Origin of the sequence: Mesorhizobium sp. M8A.F.Ca.ET.202.01.1.1, from assembly GCF_004791595.1 — a bacterium.
Classification (GTDB): Bacteria; Pseudomonadota; Alphaproteobacteria; order Rhizobiales; family Rhizobiaceae; genus Mesorhizobium.
The window spans coordinates 370,851-392,997 of sequence record NZ_SRUN01000003.1 but is presented as its reverse complement, the minus strand read 5'-3'; the positions used below and the strand labels follow the sequence as shown (position 1 = coordinate 392,997).

Annotated in this window: 23 protein-coding genes and 1 tRNA gene; 14 read left to right on the top strand and 10 right to left on the bottom strand. The window is 62.1% G+C overall.

Annotation, left to right across the window (positions count from 1 at the left end; all coding sequences use genetic code 11):
- The first annotated feature begins 59 nt into the window (after positions 1 to 59).
- Positions 60 to 674 (top strand): hypothetical protein, encoded by a 615-nt coding sequence (locus tag EN845_RS09835; protein WP_127280843.1) that lies wholly within the window; start codon positions 60 to 62, stop codon positions 672 to 674.
- Here EN845_RS09835 and EN845_RS09830 read toward each other — a convergent pair.
- A complete protein-coding gene (locus EN845_RS09830; RefSeq protein WP_127870021.1) occupies positions 658 to 1,587 on the bottom strand; it encodes a metallophosphoesterase in 930 nt (309 codons plus the stop codon). The genes EN845_RS09835 and EN845_RS09830 overlap by 17 nt on opposite strands.
- 53 nt (positions 1,588 to 1,640) lie before the next feature.
- On the opposite strand from EN845_RS09830, the gene EN845_RS09825 reads away from it, so the two are divergent.
- Entirely contained in the window at positions 1,641 to 2,138 is a 498-nt protein-coding gene (locus tag EN845_RS09825) for an NUDIX domain-containing protein (protein ID WP_127869805.1), read from the top strand.
- A gap of 1 nt (position 2,139) precedes the next feature.
- On the opposite strand, the gene EN845_RS09820 is transcribed toward EN845_RS09825, so the two are convergent.
- A complete protein-coding gene (locus EN845_RS09820; RefSeq protein ID WP_127869806.1) occupies positions 2,140 to 3,132 on the bottom strand; it encodes a glutathione S-transferase family protein in 993 nt (330 codons plus the stop codon).
- 268 nt (positions 3,133 to 3,400) lie between these two features.
- On the opposite strand from EN845_RS09820, the gene EN845_RS09815 reads away from it, so the two are divergent.
- The 5 genes from EN845_RS09815 to EN845_RS09795 all read left to right on the top strand — a co-directional run bounded on the left by EN845_RS09815 (position 3,401) and on the right by EN845_RS09795 (position 7,086).
- Positions 3,401 to 3,925, top strand: a complete 525-nt coding sequence (locus EN845_RS09815) for an N-acetyltransferase (RefSeq protein ID WP_127869807.1) — start codon at positions 3,401 to 3,403, stop codon at positions 3,923 to 3,925.
- A gap of 146 nt (positions 3,926 to 4,071) precedes the next feature.
- Positions 4,072 to 4,833 (top strand): 3-hydroxyacyl-CoA dehydrogenase, encoded by a 762-nt coding sequence (locus EN845_RS09810; RefSeq protein WP_127869808.1) that lies wholly within the window; start codon positions 4,072 to 4,074, stop codon positions 4,831 to 4,833.
- A 77-nt stretch (positions 4,834 to 4,910) separates the two neighbouring features.
- On the top strand, positions 4,911 to 5,681 hold the full coding sequence (locus EN845_RS09805) for a HugZ family protein (protein ID WP_127869809.1): 771 nt from the start codon (positions 4,911 to 4,913) through the stop codon (positions 5,679 to 5,681).
- A 164-nt stretch (positions 5,682 to 5,845) separates the two neighbouring features.
- A complete protein-coding gene (locus EN845_RS09800; RefSeq protein WP_127280947.1) occupies positions 5,846 to 6,190 on the top strand; it encodes a metalloregulator ArsR/SmtB family transcription factor in 345 nt (114 codons plus the stop codon).
- A 101-nt stretch (positions 6,191 to 6,291) separates the two neighbouring features.
- Positions 6,292 to 7,086: an RNA methyltransferase gene (locus EN845_RS09795; protein ID WP_127869810.1), complete on the top strand. Its 795-nt coding sequence runs from the start codon at positions 6,292 to 6,294 to the stop codon at positions 7,084 to 7,086.
- Positions 7,087 to 7,134: 48 nt separating this feature from the next.
- Here EN845_RS09795 and EN845_RS09790 read toward each other — a convergent pair whose 3' ends face one another.
- Positions 7,135 to 8,289, bottom strand: a complete 1,155-nt coding sequence (locus tag EN845_RS09790; protein ID WP_127869811.1) for a hypothetical protein — start codon at positions 8,287 to 8,289, stop codon at positions 7,135 to 7,137.
- A 156-nt stretch (positions 8,290 to 8,445) separates the two neighbouring features.
- The gene (locus EN845_RS09785) at positions 8,446 to 8,982 is read right to left on the bottom strand and encodes an EipA family protein (RefSeq protein WP_245458768.1); all 537 of its coding nucleotides are present in this window, start codon (positions 8,980 to 8,982) and stop codon (positions 8,446 to 8,448) included.
- 387 nt (positions 8,983 to 9,369) lie between these two features.
- On the opposite strand from EN845_RS09785, the gene EN845_RS09780 reads away from it, so the two are divergent.
- Entirely contained in the window at positions 9,370 to 9,999 is a 630-nt protein-coding gene (locus EN845_RS09780) for a histidine phosphotransferase family protein (RefSeq protein ID WP_127869812.1), read from the top strand.
- A 247-nt stretch (positions 10,000 to 10,246) separates the two neighbouring features.
- Positions 10,247 to 10,615: a response regulator gene (locus tag EN845_RS09775; protein ID WP_127869813.1), complete on the top strand. Its 369-nt coding sequence runs from the start codon at positions 10,247 to 10,249 to the stop codon at positions 10,613 to 10,615.
- Between the two features lie 128 nt (positions 10,616 to 10,743).
- Here EN845_RS09775 and ctrA read toward each other — a convergent pair whose 3' ends face one another.
- Complete coding sequence (gene ctrA, locus EN845_RS09770; RefSeq protein WP_006203583.1) at positions 10,744 to 11,439, bottom strand: cell cycle two-component system response regulator CtrA; 696 nt, start codon at positions 11,437 to 11,439, stop codon at positions 10,744 to 10,746.
- A gap of 451 nt (positions 11,440 to 11,890) precedes the next feature.
- Between ctrA and EN845_RS09765 the strand changes: the two genes are divergently transcribed.
- On the top strand, positions 11,891 to 12,268 hold the full coding sequence (locus EN845_RS09765) for a flagellar export protein FliJ (RefSeq protein ID WP_027146385.1): 378 nt from the start codon (positions 11,891 to 11,893) through the stop codon (positions 12,266 to 12,268).
- A 109-nt stretch (positions 12,269 to 12,377) separates the two neighbouring features.
- On the opposite strand, the gene EN845_RS09760 is transcribed toward EN845_RS09765, so the two are convergent.
- Positions 12,378 to 12,776: a helix-turn-helix domain-containing protein gene (locus EN845_RS09760; RefSeq protein ID WP_127870022.1), complete on the bottom strand. Its 399-nt coding sequence runs from the start codon at positions 12,774 to 12,776 to the stop codon at positions 12,378 to 12,380.
- Positions 12,777 to 12,864: 88 nt separating this feature from the next.
- Here EN845_RS09760 and EN845_RS09755 point away from each other — a divergent pair, with 88 nt between their 5' ends.
- A complete protein-coding gene (locus EN845_RS09755) occupies positions 12,865 to 13,791 on the top strand; it encodes an NADP-dependent oxidoreductase (protein ID WP_127869814.1) in 927 nt (308 codons plus the stop codon).
- Positions 13,792 to 13,861: 70 nt separating this feature from the next.
- Here EN845_RS09755 and EN845_RS09750 read toward each other — a convergent pair whose 3' ends face one another.
- Positions 13,862 to 14,137 carry a DUF1153 domain-containing protein gene (locus EN845_RS09750; RefSeq protein WP_006203587.1) on the bottom strand — a complete coding sequence of 92 codons (276 nt, stop codon included), beginning with the start codon at positions 14,135 to 14,137 and terminating at the stop codon, positions 13,862 to 13,864.
- A gap of 289 nt (positions 14,138 to 14,426) precedes the next feature.
- Between EN845_RS09750 and mnmA the strand changes: the two genes are divergently transcribed.
- A complete protein-coding gene (gene mnmA / locus EN845_RS09745; protein ID WP_127869815.1) occupies positions 14,427 to 15,617 on the top strand; it encodes a tRNA 2-thiouridine(34) synthase MnmA in 1,191 nt (396 codons plus the stop codon).
- 93 nt (positions 15,618 to 15,710) lie between these two features.
- Here mnmA and EN845_RS09740 read toward each other — a convergent pair whose 3' ends face one another.
- The gene (locus tag EN845_RS09740) at positions 15,711 to 16,670 is read right to left on the bottom strand and encodes a Gfo/Idh/MocA family oxidoreductase (protein WP_127869816.1); all 960 of its coding nucleotides are present in this window, start codon (positions 16,668 to 16,670) and stop codon (positions 15,711 to 15,713) included.
- 239 nt (positions 16,671 to 16,909) lie between these two features.
- On the opposite strand from EN845_RS09740, the gene EN845_RS09735 reads away from it, so the two are divergent.
- Positions 16,910 to 16,986: transfer RNA gene (locus tag EN845_RS09735), tRNA-Met, on the top strand.
- 187 nt (positions 16,987 to 17,173) lie between these two features.
- On the opposite strand, the gene EN845_RS09730 is transcribed toward EN845_RS09735, so the two are convergent.
- Complete coding sequence (locus EN845_RS09730; protein WP_127869817.1) at positions 17,174 to 19,219, bottom strand: flotillin family protein; 2,046 nt, start codon at positions 19,217 to 19,219, stop codon at positions 17,174 to 17,176.
- Between the two features lie 649 nt (positions 19,220 to 19,868).
- Between EN845_RS09730 and EN845_RS09725 the strand changes: the two genes are divergently transcribed.
- The gene (locus EN845_RS09725) at positions 19,869 to 21,179 is read left to right on the top strand and encodes a divalent metal cation transporter (protein WP_127869818.1); all 1,311 of its coding nucleotides are present in this window, start codon (positions 19,869 to 19,871) and stop codon (positions 21,177 to 21,179) included.
- Between the two features lie 206 nt (positions 21,180 to 21,385).
- Here EN845_RS09725 and EN845_RS09720 read toward each other — a convergent pair whose 3' ends face one another.
- The gene (locus EN845_RS09720) at positions 21,386 to 22,132 is read right to left on the bottom strand and encodes an SDR family NAD(P)-dependent oxidoreductase (RefSeq protein ID WP_127869819.1); all 747 of its coding nucleotides are present in this window, start codon (positions 22,130 to 22,132) and stop codon (positions 21,386 to 21,388) included.
- Positions 22,133 to 22,147: the final 15 nt, after the last annotated feature.

Sequence of the window (22,147 nt, the reverse complement as noted above, 5' to 3'; positions counted from 1 at the left end):
TGCATTTTGCCGGCGGCTGTGTTAACTGCGTGTTAACCAACCCCGCGAGGCAGACGCCGATGAAGGACGCAGGCGAGAAGATCGATCCGTCAAGCAAACTGTCCGATGCCATCCGTGACGTGAAGAACGCCTTCGCTGACCGCGACGATGTCGTCGTCGACATGCGCGAGGCGCACCGCATGCGCCTCGACCTCCTGGCCGCGGACCTCGCGCCCGTCTTTGCCGATGTGCCAGCCGACATGGACAATTTCGACTTTGTCGTCTCCTCGGGGTTACAGCCGCGCCTGTGGATCGATGCCGTCAGCCATGTCGCGATGGGGCGCGACCGCCGCACCTACCGCTTCCTCAAGGACACTCGCATTGGCCGTGTCGTGCTTGCCGAATCGACCGAGATGAAGCCGGTCGCCGATTCCGTGACGCGTTATGTCGCCGAGCGCATCGTCGAACGCCGGAGAATGATGGAGGGTGGCGTCGAGCCGGCGGTCGCCGGCATGAGACGCGCCGAGGTCACGGAAGCCGAGCCGCCGCTGCGAGCCTCGACGCAAGGCAAGGGCTGGTCGGCCTTCCTGTCGGGCCTTGGGCTGGTCGCCGCCGGCGGACTGGTTGGTCTCGCGGTGTCGGCGGCGCTGTTGTGGGACCGCGTCTCGGCCATGGTTCTCAACTGGCGGCCATAGCCGCGTCGGGCTCGACACCGAGTTCCACGGTCTGGAGATCGGAGGGCGGTATGGACGGTCCGGTCAGGCCGCGTCGCGTCAGGCGGATGCGCCAGTTTCCCTTTTCGCCGTCGATGTCGAACAGATTGTACTGTGCTGCCGGGTGATTGCCGCCAGGGGCCTGGCCAGCGGCGGCGACCCCGACGACCGGGACCTTTGCATCGCGAAGCCCGATCTGGAACAGCGACGGCAGATGCGAATGGCCGTGCAGCACGAGCTCCGCGCCGTGGCGGCGGATGATCTTGTGGAAGCGGGCGATGCCGAACAGCCGCTTGTGCTGGGAGACGGCGCCCCGCACCGGCGGGTGGTGGATCATGATCGCGCGGAACAGCCCTTGCTTTGCCGTGCTCTCGAGGATCTTGCCGAGCCGAGCCGCCTGCCCCTCCATGAAGAAACCATTGGCCATGAAGGGCGCCGTGGCGCGCGCCGTCGAGACGCCGATCAGCGCGACATTGCCGCGCACGCGCAGATAGGGAAATGCATTGCGATCGACCGGCGTGTTGACACCATCGCCGCTCATCCACGCCGTCCATGACCGGCAGATCTTGTCGAAGGCACCGGGAACATAGGCGTCATGGTTTCCCGGCACGACCGAAACGTCATGCGGCGACCCGAGCGTCTCGAGCCAGTGTTTGGCCATCTCGATCTCGCCGTCGAGCGCCAGGTTGACGAGATCGCCAGTGACGGCGAGATGGTCAGGGCTTTGCGCCTTGATGTCGGCGACGATGGCGTCGATGACCGCATCGTGCATGTGGCGGCGGCGGTTGCGCTGCCAGTTGACGTAGCCGAGCACGCGCTTGGAGGCGAGATCGCGATAGGATACATCGGGAAGCGGCCCCAGATGGACATCGGAAATATGCGCGAGCCTGAACATTCCTCCTTCATAGGCGACGTGCACGCCGCTTTCCACCCACGGTTTCGCTACTGATGCCGACCGATGACGAAGCCGCGTTCCGCCAGACCGGCTGGGCGGGCTTGAGGGCTCGGCTGTTCCATCTCTATTTCGTGCTGCGGCGGCCGATGACGCTCGGTGTGCGCGGCCTGATCCACGATGCCGCCACCAATTCCGTCTTCCTCATTCGCCACACCTATGTGCCCGGCTGGCAGCTTCCCGGCGGCGGCGTCGAGGTTGGCGAGACGCTGGCCGAGGCGCTGGCCCGCGAACTCGCCGAAGAGGGCAACATCGCGATGGCCGCCACGCCGGCGCTGAAGTCGATGCATTTCAACCGCCGCGCCAGCCGCCGCGACCATGTCGGTTTCTATCTCATCGAAAATTTCAGCCAGACCGCGCCGAAACTGCCCGACCATGAGATCGCCGAGGCCGGATTTTTCCCACTCGACCGCTTGCCGGAAGGCACCACACCGGCGACGCTGCGGCGGATCGCCGAGGTTTTCGGCAGCGTGCCAGCATCGCCCTATTGGTAGATCAGGCCGCCGCCCTCGCGAACTTCGCCCGATTATGCGGCGCGCCATAGTCAAGCGCCGGTCCCACCGGCACGATCCGCGTCGGATTGATCGTTTCGTGGCTGCCGTAATAATGCGCCTTGATGTGATGCAGGTTCACCGTACCCGCTACACCGGGCACCTGATAGAGGTCACGCAGATAGTTCGACAGGTTCGGATAATCGGCGATGCGGCGCAGGTTGCACTTGAAGTGGCCGACATAGACCGGGTCGAAGCGCACCAGAGTGGTAAACAGCCGCCAGTCGGCCTCGGTGATGCGGTCACCCACCAGATAGCGTTGCCTGGACAGGCGGTCCTCCAGCCCATCGAGCGTCGAAAACAGCTCGCCGAACGCTTCTTCATAGGCCGCCTGCGTGGTGGCAAAGCCGGCGCGGTAGACGCCGTTGTTGACGGAGGGATAGACCAGCGCGTTGATCGCGTCGATCTCGCCGCGCAGTGCCTGGGGATAGAAATCGAGGCCGGCATCGCCCCATTGATCGAAGGCTGAGTTGAGCATCCGGATGATTTCGGAGGATTCGTTGGAGACGATGGTCTGTTCCTTTTTGTCCCAAAGCACCGGCACCGTCACCCGCCCCGAATAGGCGGAATCCGCCCTGGTGTAGATTTGGTGCAGGAAGTCGAGGCCATAGAGCGTGTCGCCGGTGGCGCCGTCCTCGGCGACAAACGTCCAGCCATTGGCGCCGAGGAAATGATGCACGATCGAGACGGAGATGACGCCTTCGAGCCTCTTCAACGCGCGAAAGATCAGCGTCCGGTGCGCCCAGGGACAAGCGAGCGAAACATAAAGGTGATAGCGGCCGGGCTCCGCCTTGAAGCCTCGGCCGCGGCCTTCCGCCGGTGCACCGTCGCGCGTGATCCAATCTCGCCACTGCGATTGCGGCCGCACGAACCTGCCACCGCTTTCCTTGGTGTCATACCAGCGGTCTTGCCATTTACCGTCGACCAACAATCCCATGGAAATATCCTTTCGCGTTTCCACTTCATGTAGAGCGCGATGCAGCATTGCGGAATTAGTCAGGACTGAACAGATCGTCAATCGGTAGGGCCAGCGAACGGGTCGATTGCGGCGGCGCAAAATTGATGCTAGCGGACACTTTGCATGTTCGATTTTGCTTTGATCCGGTTTGACCGACGACGAAAGGGCGCCCGCGCTTGATGAAGCGCTGACTGGCGAATGCTGCCGTTTGCAGCAACCTTTCCTCCTCTACCGGAACGCAAAGACCATGAGCCTTGCCGACGTGAAGTACCTGCCGGAAACCCCGGCGCACGATCCTGAAATCGAATCCATCAATGACGAGGCCTTCGGGCCCGGTCGTTTCGTGCTGGCCGCCTACAAGATCCGCGAGGCCGGTGGGCATGAGCGCGCTCTGTCCTTTGTCGCGGTCGACGGCGAGCTCGTCGTCGCCTCGGTGCGCATGACGCGCATAGCGGCCGGTGCCGGCCGGGCGCTGATGCTTGGGCCGCTCGCGGTACGGCCCGCTTTCAAGAATCTCGGCATCGGCCGCCGGCTGGTGGCGATCGCACTGGAGGCCGCCGCCAAGGCCGGTGCACCCGCCGTGATCCTGGTTGGCGACGAGCCCTATTACGGGCCGCTCGGCTTCAAGCGCATACCGCGCGGCCAGATTTCGATGCCGCGGCCTGTCGACCTCGACCGGCTGCTGTCGCACGAGATCACGCCGGGCGCGGTGGCCAGGCTTTCGGGCGAGGTCGGCCACGCCAGCCAGGCCAGGATCGTCGAGCACGCCTGAGGCAGCTTCGGGAAGGGTATGAACGGGGCCGCGGTTCGCCGTTTCTGCAAGACGGCGAACTGCTCCATCTTGACCTCGTCTGTCGATCCGGGCCTGATCCGTCCCCGTTCTCATAGAAAGCCCATTCTCACAGGAAGGATGACGCCATGAATCCCAACGGCCAGATCGCGATCGTGACCGGCGGCGGCTCCGGCCTTGGCGAGGCAACCGCTCGCGCGCTTGCCGCCAAGGGGGCCCGTGTCGCCATCCTCGATGTCGGCATCGAGCGCGCGGCCAAGGTCGCGGCCGAGATCGGCGGCATCGCCGTCCAGTGCGACGTCGCGAGTGCCGACAGTGGTGCCGCCGCCCTCGCCGATGTCGCCGCCAAGCTGGGCGAGCCGCGCATCCTGGTCAATTGCGCGGGCATCGCCATTGGCGTGAAGACGATCGGTAAGGACGGCCCGCATCCGCTCGACCAGTACCGCAAGGTGATCGAGGTCAACCTGATCGGCACCTTCAACATGATCCGCCTGGTTGCCGACCGCGCCGCCAAACTCGAGCCGTTGCAGGGCGGCGAGCGCGGCGTCATCGTCAACACCGCCTCGGTCGCCGCCTATGACGGCCAGATCGGCCAGGCGGCCTATTCCGCCTCCAAGGGCGGCGTGGTCGGCATGACGCTGCCGGTGGCGCGTGATCTCGCCCGTTCCGGCATCAGGGTCTGCACCATCGCGCCCGGCATCTTCAAGACGCCGATGATGGCCGGCATGCCGCAGGACGTGCAGGATTCGCTGGGCGCCGCCGTGCCCTTCCCCTCACGCCTCGGCGAACCATCCGAATATGCCGCACTTGCCCTGCACATCATCGAAAACCAGATGCTGAACGGCGAAACCATCCGCCTCGACGGCGCCATCCGCATGGCGCCGAAATAGCGCGAGCCGAAGTTGTCGGAAGACCGAATCCGGCCGGCAAACGCCGATAAGCGAGACAAATTGTGGCGAGCGTTTCGATGCAGCAAAATCAAAATAAGGATGTGATCCGAGAGACCGACGCCGAGGCGATCCGGTTGACGAAAACGCTTCTGCGCAGTGCCCGCTTCGGCGCCCTGGCGGTGCTGGAGCCACAGACCGGGGCGCCGCTGGCGAGCCGGGTCGGCGTCGCTACCGACATCGACGGCGCGCCGCTCATTCTGGTGTCGATGCTCGCGGCGCACACGTCGGCCCTGCTTGCCGATCCGCGCTGTTCCCTGCTGCTTGGCGAACCTGGCAAAGGTGATCCGCTGGCGTATCCGCGGCTGACGCTGGTCTGCCAGGCATCGCGGCTGGAACGCGACTCCCAGGCGCATGCCCGTGCCGAGCGCCGCTATCTCAACCGCAATCCCAAGGCTAGCCTCTATGCCGGGCTCGGCGACTTTTCGATCTTCCGCCTGGAACCGCAACGCGCCAGCCTCAACGGCGGCTTCGGCAGGGCCTATCTGCTCGAACGGGCCGACCTCCTCACCAATGGAGCCATCATCGAAGAACTTGCCGGAAGCGAACAATCGGCCGTCGAGCACATGAATGCGGACCATCTCGACGCGATCGCCATCTATGCCCGTCATTTCGCCAAGGCAGCTGGCGACGGCTGGACGATCGCCGGTTTGGACGCCGACGGCATGGATCTGGTGTCGGGGGACAATGTCTGCCGGGTATTCTTCCCGCAACCGCTGGTAAAGGCTTCGGAATTACGTCCCGCCCTGGTCGAAATGGCCAGGATCGGCAGGGCCGCATCGGAGGCATAAGACGAAACTAAATTGCATTTGATCAAAAGCAACCCTTGAGATTTGAAAGAAATGTTCTAGGCTTAGCTGTGGTGCTGACTCGTCGGCACCTTCACAAGTGAATTTATGGATTCAGGCACCATTGCCCCCATGGCGCCTCGATGAGCAAACAGCATGGGGCATCAATGGTCTCGACAAAGCTAATCGCGAACGCCGAATCGGCTGCCGAATTTCTGATGCTGATGGGCAACGAAAAACGGCTGTTGATCATGAGCTATCTGATCGACGGTGAAATGTCGGTCGGCGCCATCGCCGAAAAGGTGATGCTCAGCCAATCCGCCCTCTCGCAGCACCTGGCCAAGTTGCGGGCGCTCGACCTCGTGGACACCCGCCGCGATCGTCAGATGATCTACTATTCCTGCAAATCCGATGCGGTGCGCGAACTGCTCGCCGTGCTGGACGGCATCTTCGGCAGCAGCAAGGAAGATCTGTCCCAGATGGCGCAGAGATTGCGCCGCGCCGGGACTTGACCGGACGCTGCCGCGGCCGTTTACCTCGCTGACGATTTCCGGAGCGTGGCTCATGTGTCTTTCGCGGCACACGAGCCACGCTCTTTATTGTTGAGCGGGACATGGACCCAATTCGCATCGACGATCCACGCGACCCACGTGTCGCGGCCTATCTTGATATCCGCGAGCGCGACCTGGCCGGCCGGCAAGGCCGCTTCGTCGCAGAAGGCAAGGTGGTGCTCGACCTGCTTTTGTCGTCGAGCCGCTTCAGCGCCGAATCCATCCTGGTCTTGGAAAACCGGCTTGGCGGCCTGGAGGACATACTGCGCAAGGCACGAGCGGACCTGCCGGTCTATGTCGTCGCCGGTGCGGTGATGGACGCGATCGCCGGATTCCACATGCATCGCGGCATCCTGGCCATCGGCCGCAAGGCGACGCCCCTGCCGTCTGGGTCATTGCTGGATGCCTTGCCCGCTCAAGCCCTGGTCGTCGTGCTTGTCGGCATCGCCAACCATGACAATATGGGCTCGATCTTCCGCAACGCCGCCGCTTTCGGCGCCGATGCGGTGCTGATGGACGCGACATGCTGCGATCCGCTGTACCGCAAGGCGATCCGGGTTTCGGTCGGCGCCGCGCTCAAGATCCCTTTCGCGTCCTTCGCCGACACGGCGGATTTCATGGCGGACCTCGATCGGCGGGGTTACCACCAGTTCGCACTCTCGCCGCGCGGCCGGATCGACATACGCGATGCACGGCGCGGCGAGCGCCTGGCGCTCTATCTCGGCACCGAGGGCGAAGGCCTGCCCGAAAGCCTGCTTGCCCGCTTGCAAACCGTGCGGATCACCATGTCGAATGGCTTCGACAGCTTGAACGTCGCTGCCGCCTCGGCCATCGCCCTGCATCATTTCTCGCGCTGACGGGCGCCGTCTGAGGCCAAGACGCCCGCGATGCCAGCCCGCACCGCGTCAGTTGGCTTCTGCCTTCTGCAAGGCGCGCACGCGGTCGGCGAGGCTGCGGTCGTGGCCGGCGGAGCGGTTGTCCTGCGGTGCCGCCAGCGCCTTGGCGATCGGTGAATCGGGGCCTTCGAGCTTGGCTGTCAGGTGGACGACCTCCGCCGCCAGTTCGTTCATCTGCTCACGCAGCGCGGCGCTGTTGCCATTCGCCAAACCCGACGATGCCACGGCGCCGAGATCCGCCTTCAGCCGCTTGTTCTCGCGCGCCAGCGCCGTCAGCCTGGCCTCCAGCCGCTCGCGGTCGCCGTCGAGCTTGGCAATCGCCCGGTCCATGTCGTCGCGTTTGCCAGCCTCGTCATGCCGGTCCGACTCATCGGGCTTGCCAACCAGCCGCAAGGCCGGGGCGCCGTCCTCGGCTTTCGTTTTTTCCCGCAACCGCGCCAACTCCTTTTCGCGCCGATCAAGCTTGTCCTCACGGTCGGCGAGCGTTGCCAGCAGCCGCTCGACCTTCTTGTCGAGTTCGGCGGCCCTTTTCTTCTCGGCCTTCAAGGCATCGCGCGCGGCCTTGCTCTCGGCCGCGATCTCCTGGCCGCGCCGATCGGCTTCCTTGCGCTGGCCGCGCAGCAGCGAGATGTCGCTGGCGAGCTTCTGCAATTCGGATTCGCGGGCCACGAGTTCGATCTGGCGGCTGCTGGAGGCAAAACTGGCGTCGTCATACATGCGCTCCAGCTTCTCGAGCTCGAGCGCCCGCCTTTCCAGCTTTCGTTCGGTTTCCCTGAGCCGCTCCGAAAGCTGATGCAGTTCCTCTTCGCGCCGCCGCAACGCTTCGTTCTTGGCGCCGAGTTCGGCGAGCGCGTGGTCCTTTTCCGTGCGCTCGACCGCCAGCCCCTTCAGCGCCTCGCGGCCGCGGTTGATCTCGACGAGCTGTTCGGCCACCTTTTCACGCAGCGACTTGACGTTGATTTCGAGGCGCCGGGTCGTCATGGCGTACTCGGCCCGGATCCGGTCCTTGTCGGCCTGGATCTCGGCTTGCGTCAGCGGAATGGAGGCCTCGATGCGCCTGCGGGTCAGTGCGACGGCACGCCGCCAGACGGCCGGAGCCACCATCAGCGCCAGAAAGCCGGCACAGAGAAAGCCGAGGGCAAAGAACAGGACCGACTGAACCAAAGGACTACCCGTTATCGACGACAACTTGGAAGGCTGGACTGTGCCATCTTGGCATGGCGGAAATCCGGCACCGCGGCAAGGGCTTGCCGCGGCTCATTCGGGTGGTGGGCTCGGGAATCCGGTCAAACTGTCCGCGATTCGATCATGTTGGACAGATCAGAACGGGTTCCAGGTCGCCCGCTCGGTCAGTTTCAGATAGCCGAGATTGACGCCGAGCCGGGCGCCGACGCCGGTACGGATCGGCACCAGCAGCACATTGTTGTTCTTCAGCACGTTGAAGCCGACACCCGCCACCACATAGGCCGAACCGGCGACGCCGCCATAGCGATTGTAGAGGTTGCCGACATCGTCGAGATTGTAGACCAGCATCATCACGCGTGATCCCTCGCCGCCGAAATCCCAGCCCAGCGACGGGCCTTGCCAGAACACTTTGTGATCGCCGGCATTCTTGGTGTAGAGCGTGCCTTCGCCATAGGTCAGGCCGCCGATCAGCGCACCGGATCCCTCCTCGCCGAGCAGATAGCCATTGGGCAGACCGTAGGAGGCGAAAATCTTCTCCACGACGGTGGCCAACCCGCCCGACGTCGCGCCGAAGAACTTGTGGCCGGAATCGATAATTTCCTGAGCGGTGTACTCCTGGGCCCGCAAGGGCGATGTCGTGAAGACGAGAACGCCCATGAGCGTGATCGCCATTGAGAGGACGCGGAGAAAACTCCGGTCATAGAATCGGGAAAACATGCTTCCAATCTCCGTCATGAAGCACTTTCGCCGACGCCTCGCATCCGTACGGCTCTTTTTAGGCGGCCGTTAAGGATGACTGTTAGGGGCAAACTATGCCGTAATCCTTTTTCAACCATTAAATTCCCACATGAAGATGGCGGTTCGAAGGCTGTTTGGGGAGCGCGCGGGGCCAGCAGCCTGGGCAAACACGCCATTTGCCCCGCCGACAATCTTGGATTTGTTGCTGTACGAACGAGTGCTGTGTATTCAGAAGGCCTCGGGTTGGAACGTGATTCGTGTGGGTAGCGCGATAGCAGGTCGCCCGGTCACGACTAGTGGAATTTGCAGGGATTTTCACCGATGGCCGATCTGTTCACCCTCTCCGCCCCCGATCTGGCGGCGCTCTTGTGCAGCCGCGTCTGCCACGACATCATCTCGCCGGTCGGCGCGATCAACAACGGGCTTGAACTGCTCGACGAAGGTGGTGCCGACGAAGACGCCATGCGTCTCATCCGCCAGAGTGCAAAGAACGCCTCCGCCCGTTTGCAGTTCGCCCGGATCGCCTTCGGCGCCGCCGGCTCGGCAGGCATGATGATCGACACCGGAGATGCCGAGGCCGTCGCCATCGCCTTCCTCAAGAACGAGAAGCCGGAATTGGTCTGGAACGGCATCCGCGCGCTGCTGCCCAAGAACAAGGTCAAGCTGCTGCTCAACCTGCTCCTGGTCGCCAATGCCGCCATTCCGCGCGGCGGCAAGCTGGTGGTAACGCTCGAAAATCTCGAAACCGAGCCGCGTTTTTCGCTTTCGGCAAGCGGGCCGATGTTGCGTGTGCCGCCGAAATTCCTCGAACTGCATTCCGGTCACAAGCCGGAGGAGCCGATCGACGCGCATTCGGTACAGCCCTATTACACGTTGCTGCTGGCCCGCGAGGCCAACATGACCATTTCGATCCATGCGACGGCTGAAGAAATCGTCCTTTCGGCGGCCTGAAATCGACGCCGGCAGCGCGATCGAACAAAGTATTTCAATCTGAAATATTTCATTGACGCCCCAATCGGGGTGCGATGAACTTTGCCTGCCCGGCAATGCCGAAGCATCCGCAAGGAAAAGCGCGTCGAACGGTATCTTTGCAAAAATTTTACCTAACGGCTTTTCGGCTTCTTTACCAGATCGGTCTAGGCTACGCCGCAGATGCCCCGCACGACCGGATTGCCAAAGGGCAAAGAGGACCCGGAAAATGAAACGCTGCATGTTCGTCGACGATTCAAGCGTCATCAGGAAGGTCGCAAAACGCATCCTGGGCGGTTCCGACATGATGGTCATCGAGGCAGCCAGCGGGCTTGACGCACTGGAGATGTGCGCGGCCGACATGCCCGACATCATCGTCGTCGACGGCGCCCTGCCGGACATGCAGGCGATCGACCTCATCCGGCGCGTGCGCGCCATGGAAAGCCCGATCAAGCCGCAGATCCTGATCTCGCTGGTCGAACTCGATATCGCGTCGATCATGCGCGCCAAGCGCGCCGGCGCCCAGGGCTATCTGTTGAAGCCCTTCAATCGCCCGCAACTGCTCGAGCGCTTTCGCGCCTTGAAGATCGCTGCCTGAACGCTGTTCCAGGAGAACCGCGGCGGCCTGCCGTCTGTCCGGCAGTGCGCAAAAACAAATGATTGTCGGCCTACAATGCAAAAACCCGGCCATGGCCGGGTTTTTTAGAAAAGCTCTGCCGGCTGCGCTCAGGCGCTGACGCGGATGTCTTCCGGTTCGCGCAGCACATAGCCGCGACCCCAGACGGTCTCGATGTAGTTCTGGCCACCGGAAGCGGCGTCGAGCTTCTTGCGCAGCTTGCAGATGAAGACGTCGATGATCTTCAGTTCCGGCTCGTCCATGCCGCCATAGAGGTGATTGAGGAACATTTCCTTGGTGAGCGTGGTGCCCTTGCGCAGCGAGAGCAGCTCCAGCATCTGGTATTCCTTGCCGGTCAGGTGCACGCGCTGGCCACCGACCTCGACGGTCTTGGCGTCAAGGTTGACCACCAGATCGCCCGTGGTGATGACCGACTGGGCGTGACCCTTGGAGCGGCGCACGATGGCATGAATGCGCGCCACCAGCTCGTCCTTGTGGAACGGCTTGGTCATGTAGTCGTCCGCGCCGAAGCCGAGGCCGCGTACCTTGTCCTCGATGCCAGCCATGCCGGAGAGGATGAGGATGGGCGTCTTTACCTTGGAGAGGCGAAGCGTTCTCAAGACCTCGTAGCCGGACATGTCGGGCAGGTTGAGGTCGAGAAGGATGATGTCGTAGTCGTAGAGCTTGCCCAGATCGACACCCTCTTCGCCGAGGTCCGTCGTATAGACATTGAAACTTTCCGATTTCAGCATCAACTCGATGCTTTGTGCGGTTGCACTGTCATCTTCTATCAGCAGAACACGCATTTCATTCCCCTTTTCTGCCGCCGGACCATTTCACGACCCGTCCTGCCCCGGAGCAGTGGTTGCCTTGTAGAGAGGCTGCCATCGAATGGTTAACAAAACCTAATTTCCCGTTCATTACGGTATCAGATTTTTTAACCCCTTTCTACACCCTCTTGAATCTAATAACGAATCACAGACCAAAATTCCTAATGCGACACATTAATAACCTGGACTAAGTGACTCCAGGGACTCATCGACGCGGCTTCGCTTCGGCGGCCGGAATTTTTACCCGGCCTTAAGCCCTGACCCGTATGATTAACAATGCCCGTAAACGAATGGTTACCGCCGGCAAAAAACTTTAGGGTTTTGTTTCCCATAGTGCGGGGAAAGCCGGTGGATACGGGCAGTGCTTGGGCCTTTCCAAGTGGTTTGGACGATATGTGCGGGTGTGCGTTTCCGGGAGTACCGAATCATGAAGTCACGTGAAAACCTCGTCCGGCTGAAGCAGTTTCAGGTGAATGAGAAGCGGCGGCAGATGCTGCAGCTCGACATGATGATCGCCGAGTTCGAGCGCATGGCCGTCGAACTGGAGCTTCAGATCACCGCCGAGGAAAAGAAAGCCGGCATCACCGATATCAACCATTTCGCCTATCCGACCTTCGCCAAGGCGGCGCGTCTGCGCCGCGACAATCTCAGGAACTCGCAAGGCGACCTCGCCCAGCAGCGAAGCGCCGCCGAATCATTACTCGGCGAAGCTGAAGCGGAGCTTTCCAAGGCTGAGATGCTGGAATCGCGCGATACCAAGATTCGCGAGGCCGAAACCGGCGGCCGCAGCGCCATGATCGGCTGAACCGGCCGACATCGGCGCTATTCGGCACGCGCACAAGCGCGCCCGCTGTCGGGACGGCAACCTGAACCAGCGCCGGCTGGCGCCGCGAAGTGCTGCTGGCGCACAAGACCTAGGCCGCCCAGTCCGCCTCATTTCCGTTGGTCGCCCTTGCCCGGGCATCCTTGATATCGGGCGCATGCTGCTCCGCCCACGATCTGATCTGGGTAAGCAGTTCCGCCAGGTTCTGGCCGAGCTCGGTCAGTTCATATTCCACGTGTGGCGGAATGACCGGATAGACCTCTCGCCGCACAAGGCCGTCACGTTCCAGCACTCGCAAGGTCTGGGTCAGCATCTTGGGCGTGATGCCTTCGAGCTTGCGGGCAAGCGCACCATTGCGCATCCGGCCTTTGCGCAGCGCGCAGACAACCAGATAGACCCATTTGCTGGCCAGCATTTCCAAAACGGTGTGCGACGGACATGTCCGCCGGAACGCGTCATAGCCAAAGGGGGAGTCGCAATCACTATCCATAAGGTACCTATATATCAGAGAGGTACATACTAGACAATAGGTCTTTACTCTCCAAATGATAGTGGCATCGATCAACAGGAGAGATTTCATGCGTGCCGTTACCCAGAATGCCGTCGGCGGACCCGACGTTCTTGTCATCGCCGAATTGCCCGATCCCACGCCGAAGGCCGGCGAGGTGCTGGTCCGCGTCAAGGCGGCCGGCATCAATCCCGTCGATGGCGCGGTGCGCGCCGGCAACTATCCGCTGCTCGGCGAGCCACCTTTCATCCTTGGCTGGGATATTTCGGGGACGGTCGAGGCACTCGGCGCCGGCGTCACCAGCTTCAAGGTCGGCGACGACGTGTTCGGCATGCCGCGCTTTCCCAAGCAGGCCGCGGCCTACGCCGAACTGGCAGCCGTGCCGGCCGATGACATCGCGCCGAAGCCGAAGAGGGCGGACCACACCCGGGCCGGCGCATTGCCGCTGGCCGGTCTCACCGCCTGGCAAGGCCTTGTCCGCCATGGCGCACTGCAATCAGGCCAACGCGTGCTGGTGCACGCCGGAGCTGGCGGCGTTGGCCATCTGGCCGTGCAGATCGCCAAGGCGCGTGGTGCTTACGTCGTTGCCACGACCAGCCCGGGCAAGCTCGACTTCGTGCGCAAGCTGGGCGCCGATGAGGTGATCGACTACACCAAGGGTGATTTCACCAGCCAGATCAGCGACATCGACCTGGTGCTGGAGCCGCTGGGCGGCGACCATGCCGATCGCTCCCTGAAGGTGCTGAAGCCCGGCGGCGTGCTGGTGTCATTGCTCAATGTCAACGACGCCACGCGCGCCGACGCCAGTTCGCGCGATATCAGGGTCGAGCGCATGTCGGTGATGCCCGACCGCGAGGGCCTGCTCGAGCTCGCTGGGTTGATCGACGCGCAAAAGCTTGCCGTCCACGTGGCCAGGACTTTTCCGCTCGACCAGGCGGGAGCCGCCCACGCCTTTCTCGCCACCAGGCCGATCGGCAAGGTAGCACTGACGATCTGAGCGGCGACACCGTCGCTCCGAAAGAAAAAGGGCGCGGCTTGCCGCGCCCTTTGATCGTGGTGAGGCCGGCCTAGTGCCGGTATTGCTGGATACGCGTGGTGCGCAGCCCGGCAAGGCCGTATTCGTCGATCGACGCTTGCCAGGACAGGAATTCCTCCGTGGTCAGCTTGTAGCGCTGGCATGCCTCTTCAAGGCTCAAAAGTCCGCCGCGCACCGCTGCAACCACTTCCGCCTTACGCCGGATGACCCAGCGACGCGTGTTCGTCGGCGGCAGATCGGCAATCGTAAGCGGGCTGCCGTCAGGCCCGATAACATATTTGACTCTAGGTCTAACCAGATCGGTCATCGTACTCTCTACAAAAAACTCAAAGACCCAATCCCCGCCACGTTACCGCCACAGCTTTAAAAATTGCCTAAGCAGACCCTAATGACTAGGTAAGGATCGTGAACGCCGCGTTAGTCTTTTAGCGGGCATTTGAAATATGCGGCTGGAAGCCCTGTTTTGGCCGGGAGAAATGTATCCATTCGCAGCGTTCGCGACGCGCCGCCGGTCGCCCTGCAAGCTGGCGCAGCAGGAAAGCTTGACCTATATTCTCGACATTGGCATTCAGACGCCGCGTTAGAATGAAAGCACCATGAACAGCCTCGACCTTCCCGGACGCCCAGAAAACACCCGCATCGTCGTCGCCATGTCGGGCGGCGTCGATTCATCCGTGGTCGCCGGCCTGCTGAAGCGCGAGGGCTACGATGTCGTCGGCGTCACCTTGCAGCTCTATGATCATGGTGCGGCAACGCATCGGGCCGGATCATGCTGCGCCGGCCAGGATATCGACGATGCCCGCCGCGTCTCCGAGACGCTGGGCATTCCCCACTATGTGCTCGATTATGAGGAGCGGTTCCGCAAGGCGGTCATCGACCCCTTCGCCGAGAGCTATGTCGCCGGCGAAACGCCCATTCCTTGCGTTTCCTGCAACCAGACGGTCAAGTTCGCCGATCTCCTGGCCACGGCCAAGGATCTCGGCGCCGATGCGCTCGCCACCGGCCACTACATCCGCTCCGGCGCCAATGGTGGCCACCGCGCCCTCTACCGGCCGGTCGACGCCGACCGCGACCAGAGCTATTTCCTGTTCGCCACCACGCAGGCGCAGATCGACTATCTGCGCTTTCCGCTTGGCGGCCTGTCGAAGCCGCAGGTTCGCGCCATCGCCGAGGAGATGGGGCTGACGGTCGCCGCCAAGCAGGACAGTCAGGACATCTGCTTCGTGCCGCAGGGCAAATATTCCGACATCATCGCCAAGCTGAAGCCGGCCGCCGCCAATCCGGGCGACATCGTCCATATCGACGGCCGCGTGCTTGGCCGCCACGAGGGCATATTGCGCTACACGATCGGCCAGCGCCGTGGCATCGGCATCGCATCGGGCGAGCCGCTCTATGTCGTCCATCTCGATGCCGAGCGCGCCCGCGTCGTCGTCGGCCCGCGCGAGGCGCTGGAGACGCACAAGATCTATCTGCGCAACATGAACTGGCTGGGAGACGGCGCACTCGCCGATGTTCCCGCTGGCGGCATCGAGTTGTTCGCCAAGGTGCGCTCGACCAGGCCGCCACGGCCGGCGGTGCTGCGCCACGAGGCAGGCGTGACCTCGGTCGAACTGGCCGATGGTGAATCGGGCATCGCGCCCGGACAGGCCTGCGTGCTCTATTCCGACGACGGCAACGAGGCCCGCGTCTTCGGCGGCGGCTTCATCGAGCGTTCCGAGCGCGGCGCCGAGGCCGAGGCGATGCTGAACCGGCTCGCCGCCAAGCCGGCGCGGGTGCCCGCCGAATAACACCCTCTCAAAGACCGTTTCGAAATCCACTTTAGGCAGCCATCAGATGGCCGCCCCAGTAGAATTTCCAAACAGTAGAATTTCCGAACAGTCTCAGGATTTGGTGTGAGTGACGGTGCCAGCGGTCAGGATGCGCAGCACCCTGATCGCTTCCTCGCCGCTGGTGCGCGGTTCGGCGCGCGTCTCGATGCACTGGATGAAATGCTCCAGCTCGCGCGTCAGCGGCATGCCCTGGGCAACCGCGACATAGGACGGCTCGTTGGTGGTGAACGCCCACTGGCCGCTGTCCTGCCACACCGCGTGGCGGTAGACCGCAAGCTTACGCTCCCATGGCTCGACATCGTCGAACACAGCCATCGCCTTGGTGCCGACCACGGTCAGCCGGCGCTCGCGATAGGGGTTGAGCCGCGACGTGAAGAGATGGCTGCGCAGCCCGTTGGGAAAGCGCATATGCAGGTGCGCGAAATCGCTGAGATTGTCGAGGAGTGCCGCCCCCTCGCCGCGCACCTCGATCGGCTCGGTGCCGGTGATGGCCAGGATCATCGACAGATCGTGCGGCGCCAGGTCCCATAGCGCATCATTCTCGGTATGGAACTTGCCGAGCCCCAGCCGGTGCGAATGGATGTAACGGACCTCGCCGAGCTCGCCCTTGTCGATCAGCCCTTTCAGCGTCTCGAAGGCGGGATGGAAGCGCAGGACATGGCCGACCATGAACACACGCTTATTGTCCTTGGCCGCCTGCACCGAGCGCTCGGCATCGGCCACCGTCAGCGCGATCGGCTTTTCCACCAGCACGTCCTTGCCGTTCTCGACGGCGCGCACGGCTAGGTCGGCATGGAACTGCGGCGGCAAGGCCATGATGATGGCGTCGATGTCATCGCGCACGAACAGCTGGTCCGGCTCGATCGCCAGGCAGTCCTGTTCGCTGGCGAAACCTTCGGCGCGGGCACGATTGGTGTCGGAAACCGCGTGCAACGCGCCGAGCGCCTTGAGGGTGCGGATGTGGTTTGAGCCCCAGTATCCGCAACCGAGGACTGCAATGCGCGGCTTCATCTGTTTCAAACTCTAAAAACTCGTGGCCGAGACATAGCGACGTGCCCCGTCGAACTCAACCCCGGCGGCCGCATCCAGGTGTTCGCGCGGCAAAGCTTTTCGCCATCGAGAATATGCGCCTCTATCGAATGCATCGAAGCTTGACAGGCTCGCCCTCCCAACCTTATATCCGCCCGACCTTGGCGAACGCCTCGAAATGCCTTGCGATTTAAGGCGGATTTCGGGCCTTTCGCCGCCCTGGCGGGGTAGCTCAGTTGGTTAGAGCACGGGAATCATAATCCTGGGGTCGGGGGTTCAAGTCCCTCTCCCGCTACCACTTCAAACCCACTATCGCACGCAATGTTTGTATTGCGGCGGCCTATTGATGCGGCCCGCTTTTCGGCATGCGGGTTCGCTGGGTGGAGAGCCACGGTCGAGGGCGGCCCAAGATTGCAGGCGCCGCCCCCATCCCGGCATGTTTCGGCAGAGCGCAAAATGGGCCGGTCCAACCGGCCCATCCTCGATCACTCCTCCTCAACGGGTGCCGGGACCTCATCCGGTAGGATTTGCGGTCCAACCCGGTCGGCAACGAGCATCGAAAGCATCATCTCGACAAGGCCGTTGGCGGCCCCCTTCTCGCCACCGGTAGCGCCGATCTGGATCTGCGGCACGAGCGGTAGCCTGCCATTTTCGATCGCCTCGGCGAAGCGCATGAGAACCTGCGAGTTGAGCTGATAGTCCGGGCCGCCGAAGGCCGCGACCTTCTTCTCGGTGGCTTCGGCCTCCGCCAGGCCGACGGCGCGAACCCTCTCGGCATCCGCAAAACCGGTCGCCTTGATGCGTTCGGCATCGGCAAGCGCGATAGCCTTGATCATGTCGGCCTCGCCCTGGCCGCCGAGGCGCACCTTCTCGGCCTCTGCCTTGGCAGTGACCTGAATGGTTTCCGCCTGCTGGCGGGTGCGGGCGAGTTGCGCCTTGCCCTCGTTCTCGCTGATCTCGATGGTAAGCGCCGAAGTCGTGATCTTGGCTTGCTGTTCGGCGAGCGCCTCCTTCTCACGCAACGTGCGTTCCTGGATGGCCGCCTTCTCCTGCAATTTATAAGTCTCGACCTTTTCGACCGCAATCTGGCGCTCGCGCAGTTGGATAAGGATCTGCTCTATGCTGTTCTGGCCATTGCCGGCACGTGGCGTACCAATCAACACTTCCTGCAGCTCGAGGCTGTAGGAATTGAATTTCTCCCGCATCTCCTCGCCCGATTTGCGCTGGATATCGCTACGCTCCTGCAAAAGCTGGATCAGCGTCTTTGTCTGGGCGATATTCTTGAAATAAGCAGAAACCATCGGATCGAGCGTTTGTTCGACCAGTCGCTTGATGTCACCGAAACGCTGCACCACGAGTGGCGCCTTCATATAGTCGATATGCACGACGACGGACAGCGGCAGCACAGGCTCGAACGCATCCTTGGTGATCAACGACACCTCGGACAGGTTCTCGTCCAGCCTGTGTTCGCCAAACTGCTCCTTCGTCCATTTGAGCACGAAGTTGGTGGTCGGCACGGTGATGATATTGCCGGCATAGGTATTGAACGCATACTTGCCTGGCAGCAGCGGCGTCGACCAGACACCGCGTGCGCCGATTTCGACCAGCTCGCCGTGACGGTATGCCTGCCCGGATATATCCGTGCCGTGGCGGCCGTTATAGGAGACGACGACACCCACCGTGCCAACGTCAATGATCGTCTTCTCGACCAGTTCGACGGTCGCGAAAATGCGATTGAGGAAGTAGCTGCCGTCGGCCAGCACCTGCAATTGCCTGCCACGGTAGCCGCCGGCATTGAGAAACTTCTCAGGGTCCTGGAAATTGTTGTGGAAGTTCGGATCGTTCGGATCATTGGCCACGGTCGGTGCGATGATCTCGCCGTCCGGCAGGGCCGGACCGTCATGGATGGTGACGATACCGATCATGTCCTCGGCATTGTGGATGACGACTGGCTCAAAGCCGCCCCGCTCCGAGATCATGCTGGACATATTGGCAAAAAGGTTTTGCTCCGACGAGCTCAGATTAACGGAATGGATCGACTGGGCGGTGAGCACGATGAACTGTGCGAGATTGATGGCATAGGTGCCTTCACGCAAGATCTTGCGTTGCGGCCCTTTCTGTCCGCCTTTTTCGAGAAAGCCGCGCACATCCTGGAAATCATCGGCGTCGGTGTTGGAAGCAAGTGTCTGCGTCGGAGGCAGCGGCTTGCCATCTCGGGCAAAGACATAGCCGATCTGGCCCTGCGGGATGGTGACAAGATTGGCGCGATGCATCGAATACTGGAACGGCATGAAGAAATGCAGGCCGCCGCGCACGACTTCCGGCTGATAGCCTGCCTCACGGTTGAGCGCGATGAAGCCATTGCTGACCGAGCCGCGAAAACTCCATAGTTTTTCCAAGATGCCGAGCCTGTCGTTCGGGATGTAGCGGACCACGCCGCTCCACCAGAACAGGATCGCCAGCACGATGACGAGCACGGCCACCTCGACAGCCATCCATTCCATCGGGCCGAGATATTGCAGGGCTTCCATCTTTTCTCTCCTATGGGCGCGCGGGTTCGTTCACCCGACGGTCACCCGGTTGGTGTTGATTTATGAAGCGGGGAGATTGCGCACCGACGCGCTCGACGCACTAAGGGCGTGTCGAACGTTTGGGCTGCTCATTGTATGGGAAAATGACCGCGCATCCCGAGTCCCCAGTGAGGGCAGGCGTGGCCGTGAGCGATGTTACATCGGTGTTGCCTTGATAGACATAACAGAGAATGACGTAGGGATCGCGCCTACAGGTTTAAAGATATTCCGCGCGAAAATCGTATAAATCGCTGAAACAGCATCTCGCTTACACTACTACGGACTCACTCTAGATGAATATCGCTAGAAGTGGGGTTTGAAGCCGGATACGCGATGGTTGCGCCGAACTGCGCGGCTCAAATGTCCACGCTCGCGAAGGGCGGCGGTACTCGAACGCAAACCGCGGTTGCCCCCCGCCAAAAAAGCTCCTCCCAAGCGGCCGTTGGTATCTTGTCGCTTGGAGTGTGCCTCCTTTGCTGGCGACATGATATTTCTCGCGCGCTGAAGGGCTACTGCCGGGCGTTTCAGCAATGACTAAAGGAACCGAACGGCGATCGCCGAATTTTGCTTCAAGCGGATCTCGAAGGATCCGCGTTTCTGGAGCACCTGCATGAGCAACACGAGCGTCGAAGTCTCGGAGAAACAGAGCAACATTCGGGCAAAAGGGCCAGTCCAGCGATTCCTGCGCACAATCGGACCTGGCTTCATCACAGGCGCTTCGGACGACGACCCTTCGGGCATCGGCACGTACAGCCAAGCGGGCGCCCAGCTGGGGTTCAATGTCGGTTGGACCATGGTATTCACTTTTCCGCTCATGGTCGCGATCCAGGAGATAGCCGCGCGGATAGGGCGGACGACAGGTCGAGGTATTTCCGGCAATCTCTCCCGATACTACCCGCCTGCCCTGATGTATTTTGTAGCCTTGCTTTTGTTCGCCGCCAACGTGATCAACATCGGAGCGGACCTGAGCGCGATGGCTGATGCGCTGCGACTGCTGGTGGGCGGCCCAAGCTCGCTTTACGTCCTTGCGTTCGGCGCGGCATGCGTTCTGGCGATCGTCTTTCTCGACTACAGCCGATACGTCACGGTCCTGAAATGGACAACGCTGAGCCTCTTTGCCTATGTGGTGGCTGCGTTTCTGGCTGATATCCCATGGGGGGAGGCCCTCAAGGGGGTCGTTCTCCCGCACATGGAATGGAACCGAGCGTTCTTCACGACGCTTCTGGCCATACTCGGCACCACGATTTCTCCCTACCTGTTCTTCTGGCAGGCGTCGCAAGAGGTCGAAGAGGAGAAGATCGACCCGAAGGCCAAGCCGCTGAGATGGGCACCGTGGCAGGCGTCGGGCGCCTTCCAGCGCATTCGCGCCGACACATTAGTGGGCATGGCTTTTTCGAACCTGATAGCCATTGCAATCATCGTCACGACCGCCGCCACCTTGCACAAGGCCGGAGTGACCGACATCAATTCCTCCACCGATGCGGCCAAGGCGCTGGAGCCGGTCGCAGGCAAATTCGCATTTGCGATCTTTGCAATGGGGATTATCGGCACCGGCCTTCTCGCGGTTCCGGTTCTGGCGGGCTCGGCCGCCTTCGCCGTGGGTGAGGCGCGCCGTTGGCCAGTGGGACTGGAGCGCAAGCCGAAGGAAGCGATGGCATTTTATGCAACCTTGGCCGCTGCTGTGGCGCTGGGTATGGGGATCATGTTCACGCCGATCGATCCCATAAAGGCGCTTTATTGGAGCGCTGTCATCAACGGCATATGCGCCGTCCCTGTAATGGTCGTCATGATGCTGATGACCGGGCGCTCCGACATCATGGGCGAATTCCCCGTTGAGGGTTGGCTGCGCTTTCTCGGATGGCTTGCGACAGTCACAATGGGACTGTCCGTGGTCGGCCTTGCGCTGCAGTGGGTCTTTTGAATGCCGCGAGTCCCAACCGGGTTGGGGAAGCCTACCGCAACACCGTCATCAGCAGGGGCGTGTGGGGCCGTTCGGTCGATCTAGCCCCACTTAGCCTGCGAACGAGTACGGAAAGCCCCGCTTTCGTCGAATCGATCCACATAGCCTCAGGCGGGTCCCTGTCGCCCGCAACCTGCCGGCCGTGGCTGTCGATGTGTCGATGGCCTCTAATGCCGGATCATGCCCGCATCGACGTTGAGCGTCTGGCCGGTGATCCAGCGCGCGTCATCGGATGCGAGAAATGCCACGACATCGGCGATGTGTTCGGGCTGGCCCTTGCCCTTCATCGCCTGCAGCATCTCGACGAAGCCGAACGCCTCGTTGTGCGGGCTGGCCTTGACGCCCTCGCTCTCGATCAGACCCGGCGTCACCGCATTGGCGGTGATGTTGTACTTGCCAAGCTCGGTAGCCAGCGCCCGGGTGAAGCCGATGACGCCGCCCTTGGCCGCTACATAGGCCGCCATGTTCGGTGTGCCGGCGAAGAAGGTATTGGAGGCGATGCTGATCACGCGTCCGGCCTTGCCCGCCGCCCGCATCTGGTCGGTCGCCGCCCGGGTGACGATGAACGTCCCTGTCAGGTTGACGTCGATGATCTTGCGCCAATGGTCGAGGTCGACATCGTCCCAGGCGACGAACGGCACGATGCTGGCATTGTTGACCAGGATGTCGACGCCGCCGGTCAGCGCGTGGATCTCGCCGAACAGCGCCTTGACCGAGGCCGGATCGGCAATGTCGGCGGCGACAGCCTTCGCCTTGCCGCCGATCGCGGTGGCCGCGGCCTTCGCACCCTCGGCATTGATGTCGCTGACGATGACGGTCGCGCCGTCGGCCGCCAGCCGCGCCGCTATCGCCTTGCCGATGCCCTGTGCGGCGCCCGTCACCAGCGCCGTCTTTCCCGCAAGCCGTTCAGTCATGAAATTTCTCCTCAA

Bases quoted from the DNA above. Each gene is read 5' to 3' on its own strand.
- EN845_RS09835 (WP_127280843.1), top strand. From the start codon at position 60: ATGAAGGACGCAGGCGAGAAGATCGATCCGTCAAGCAAACTGTCCGAT.
- EN845_RS09830 (WP_127870021.1), bottom strand. From the start codon at position 1,587: ATGTTCAGGCTCGCGCATATTTCCGATGTCCATCTGGGGCCGCTTCCC.
- EN845_RS09825 (WP_127869805.1), top strand. From the start codon at position 1,641: ATGCCGACCGATGACGAAGCCGCGTTCCGCCAGACCGGCTGGGCGGGC.
- EN845_RS09820 (WP_127869806.1), bottom strand. From the start codon at position 3,132: ATGGGATTGTTGGTCGACGGTAAATGGCAAGACCGCTGGTATGACACC.
- EN845_RS09815 (WP_127869807.1), top strand. From the start codon at position 3,401: ATGAGCCTTGCCGACGTGAAGTACCTGCCGGAAACCCCGGCGCACGAT.
- EN845_RS09810 (WP_127869808.1), top strand. From the start codon at position 4,072: ATGAATCCCAACGGCCAGATCGCGATCGTGACCGGCGGCGGCTCCGGC.
- EN845_RS09805 (WP_127869809.1), top strand. From the start codon at position 4,911: ATGCAGCAAAATCAAAATAAGGATGTGATCCGAGAGACCGACGCCGAG.
- EN845_RS09800 (WP_127280947.1), top strand. From the start codon at position 5,846: ATGGTCTCGACAAAGCTAATCGCGAACGCCGAATCGGCTGCCGAATTT.
- EN845_RS09795 (WP_127869810.1), top strand. From the start codon at position 6,292: ATGGACCCAATTCGCATCGACGATCCACGCGACCCACGTGTCGCGGCC.
- EN845_RS09785 (WP_245458768.1), bottom strand. From the start codon at position 8,982: ATGGCGATCACGCTCATGGGCGTTCTCGTCTTCACGACATCGCCCTTG.
- EN845_RS09780 (WP_127869812.1), top strand. From the start codon at position 9,370: ATGGCCGATCTGTTCACCCTCTCCGCCCCCGATCTGGCGGCGCTCTTG.
- EN845_RS09775 (WP_127869813.1), top strand. From the start codon at position 10,247: ATGAAACGCTGCATGTTCGTCGACGATTCAAGCGTCATCAGGAAGGTC.
- ctrA (WP_006203583.1), bottom strand. From the start codon at position 11,439: ATGCGTGTTCTGCTGATAGAAGATGACAGTGCAACCGCACAAAGCATC.
- EN845_RS09765 (WP_027146385.1), top strand. From the start codon at position 11,891: ATGAAGTCACGTGAAAACCTCGTCCGGCTGAAGCAGTTTCAGGTGAAT.
- EN845_RS09760 (WP_127870022.1), bottom strand. From the start codon at position 12,776: ATGGATAGTGATTGCGACTCCCCCTTTGGCTATGACGCGTTCCGGCGG.
- EN845_RS09755 (WP_127869814.1), top strand. From the start codon at position 12,865: ATGCGTGCCGTTACCCAGAATGCCGTCGGCGGACCCGACGTTCTTGTC.
- EN845_RS09750 (WP_006203587.1), bottom strand. From the start codon at position 14,137: ATGACCGATCTGGTTAGACCTAGAGTCAAATATGTTATCGGGCCTGAC.
- mnmA (WP_127869815.1), top strand. From the start codon at position 14,427: ATGAACAGCCTCGACCTTCCCGGACGCCCAGAAAACACCCGCATCGTC.
- EN845_RS09740 (WP_127869816.1), bottom strand. From the start codon at position 16,670: ATGAAGCCGCGCATTGCAGTCCTCGGTTGCGGATACTGGGGCTCAAAC.
- EN845_RS09730 (WP_127869817.1), bottom strand. From the start codon at position 19,219: ATGGAAGCCCTGCAATATCTCGGCCCGATGGAATGGATGGCTGTCGAG.
- EN845_RS09725 (WP_127869818.1), top strand. From the start codon at position 19,869: ATGAGCAACACGAGCGTCGAAGTCTCGGAGAAACAGAGCAACATTCGG.
- EN845_RS09720 (WP_127869819.1), bottom strand. From the start codon at position 22,132: ATGACTGAACGGCTTGCGGGAAAGACGGCGCTGGTGACGGGCGCCGCA.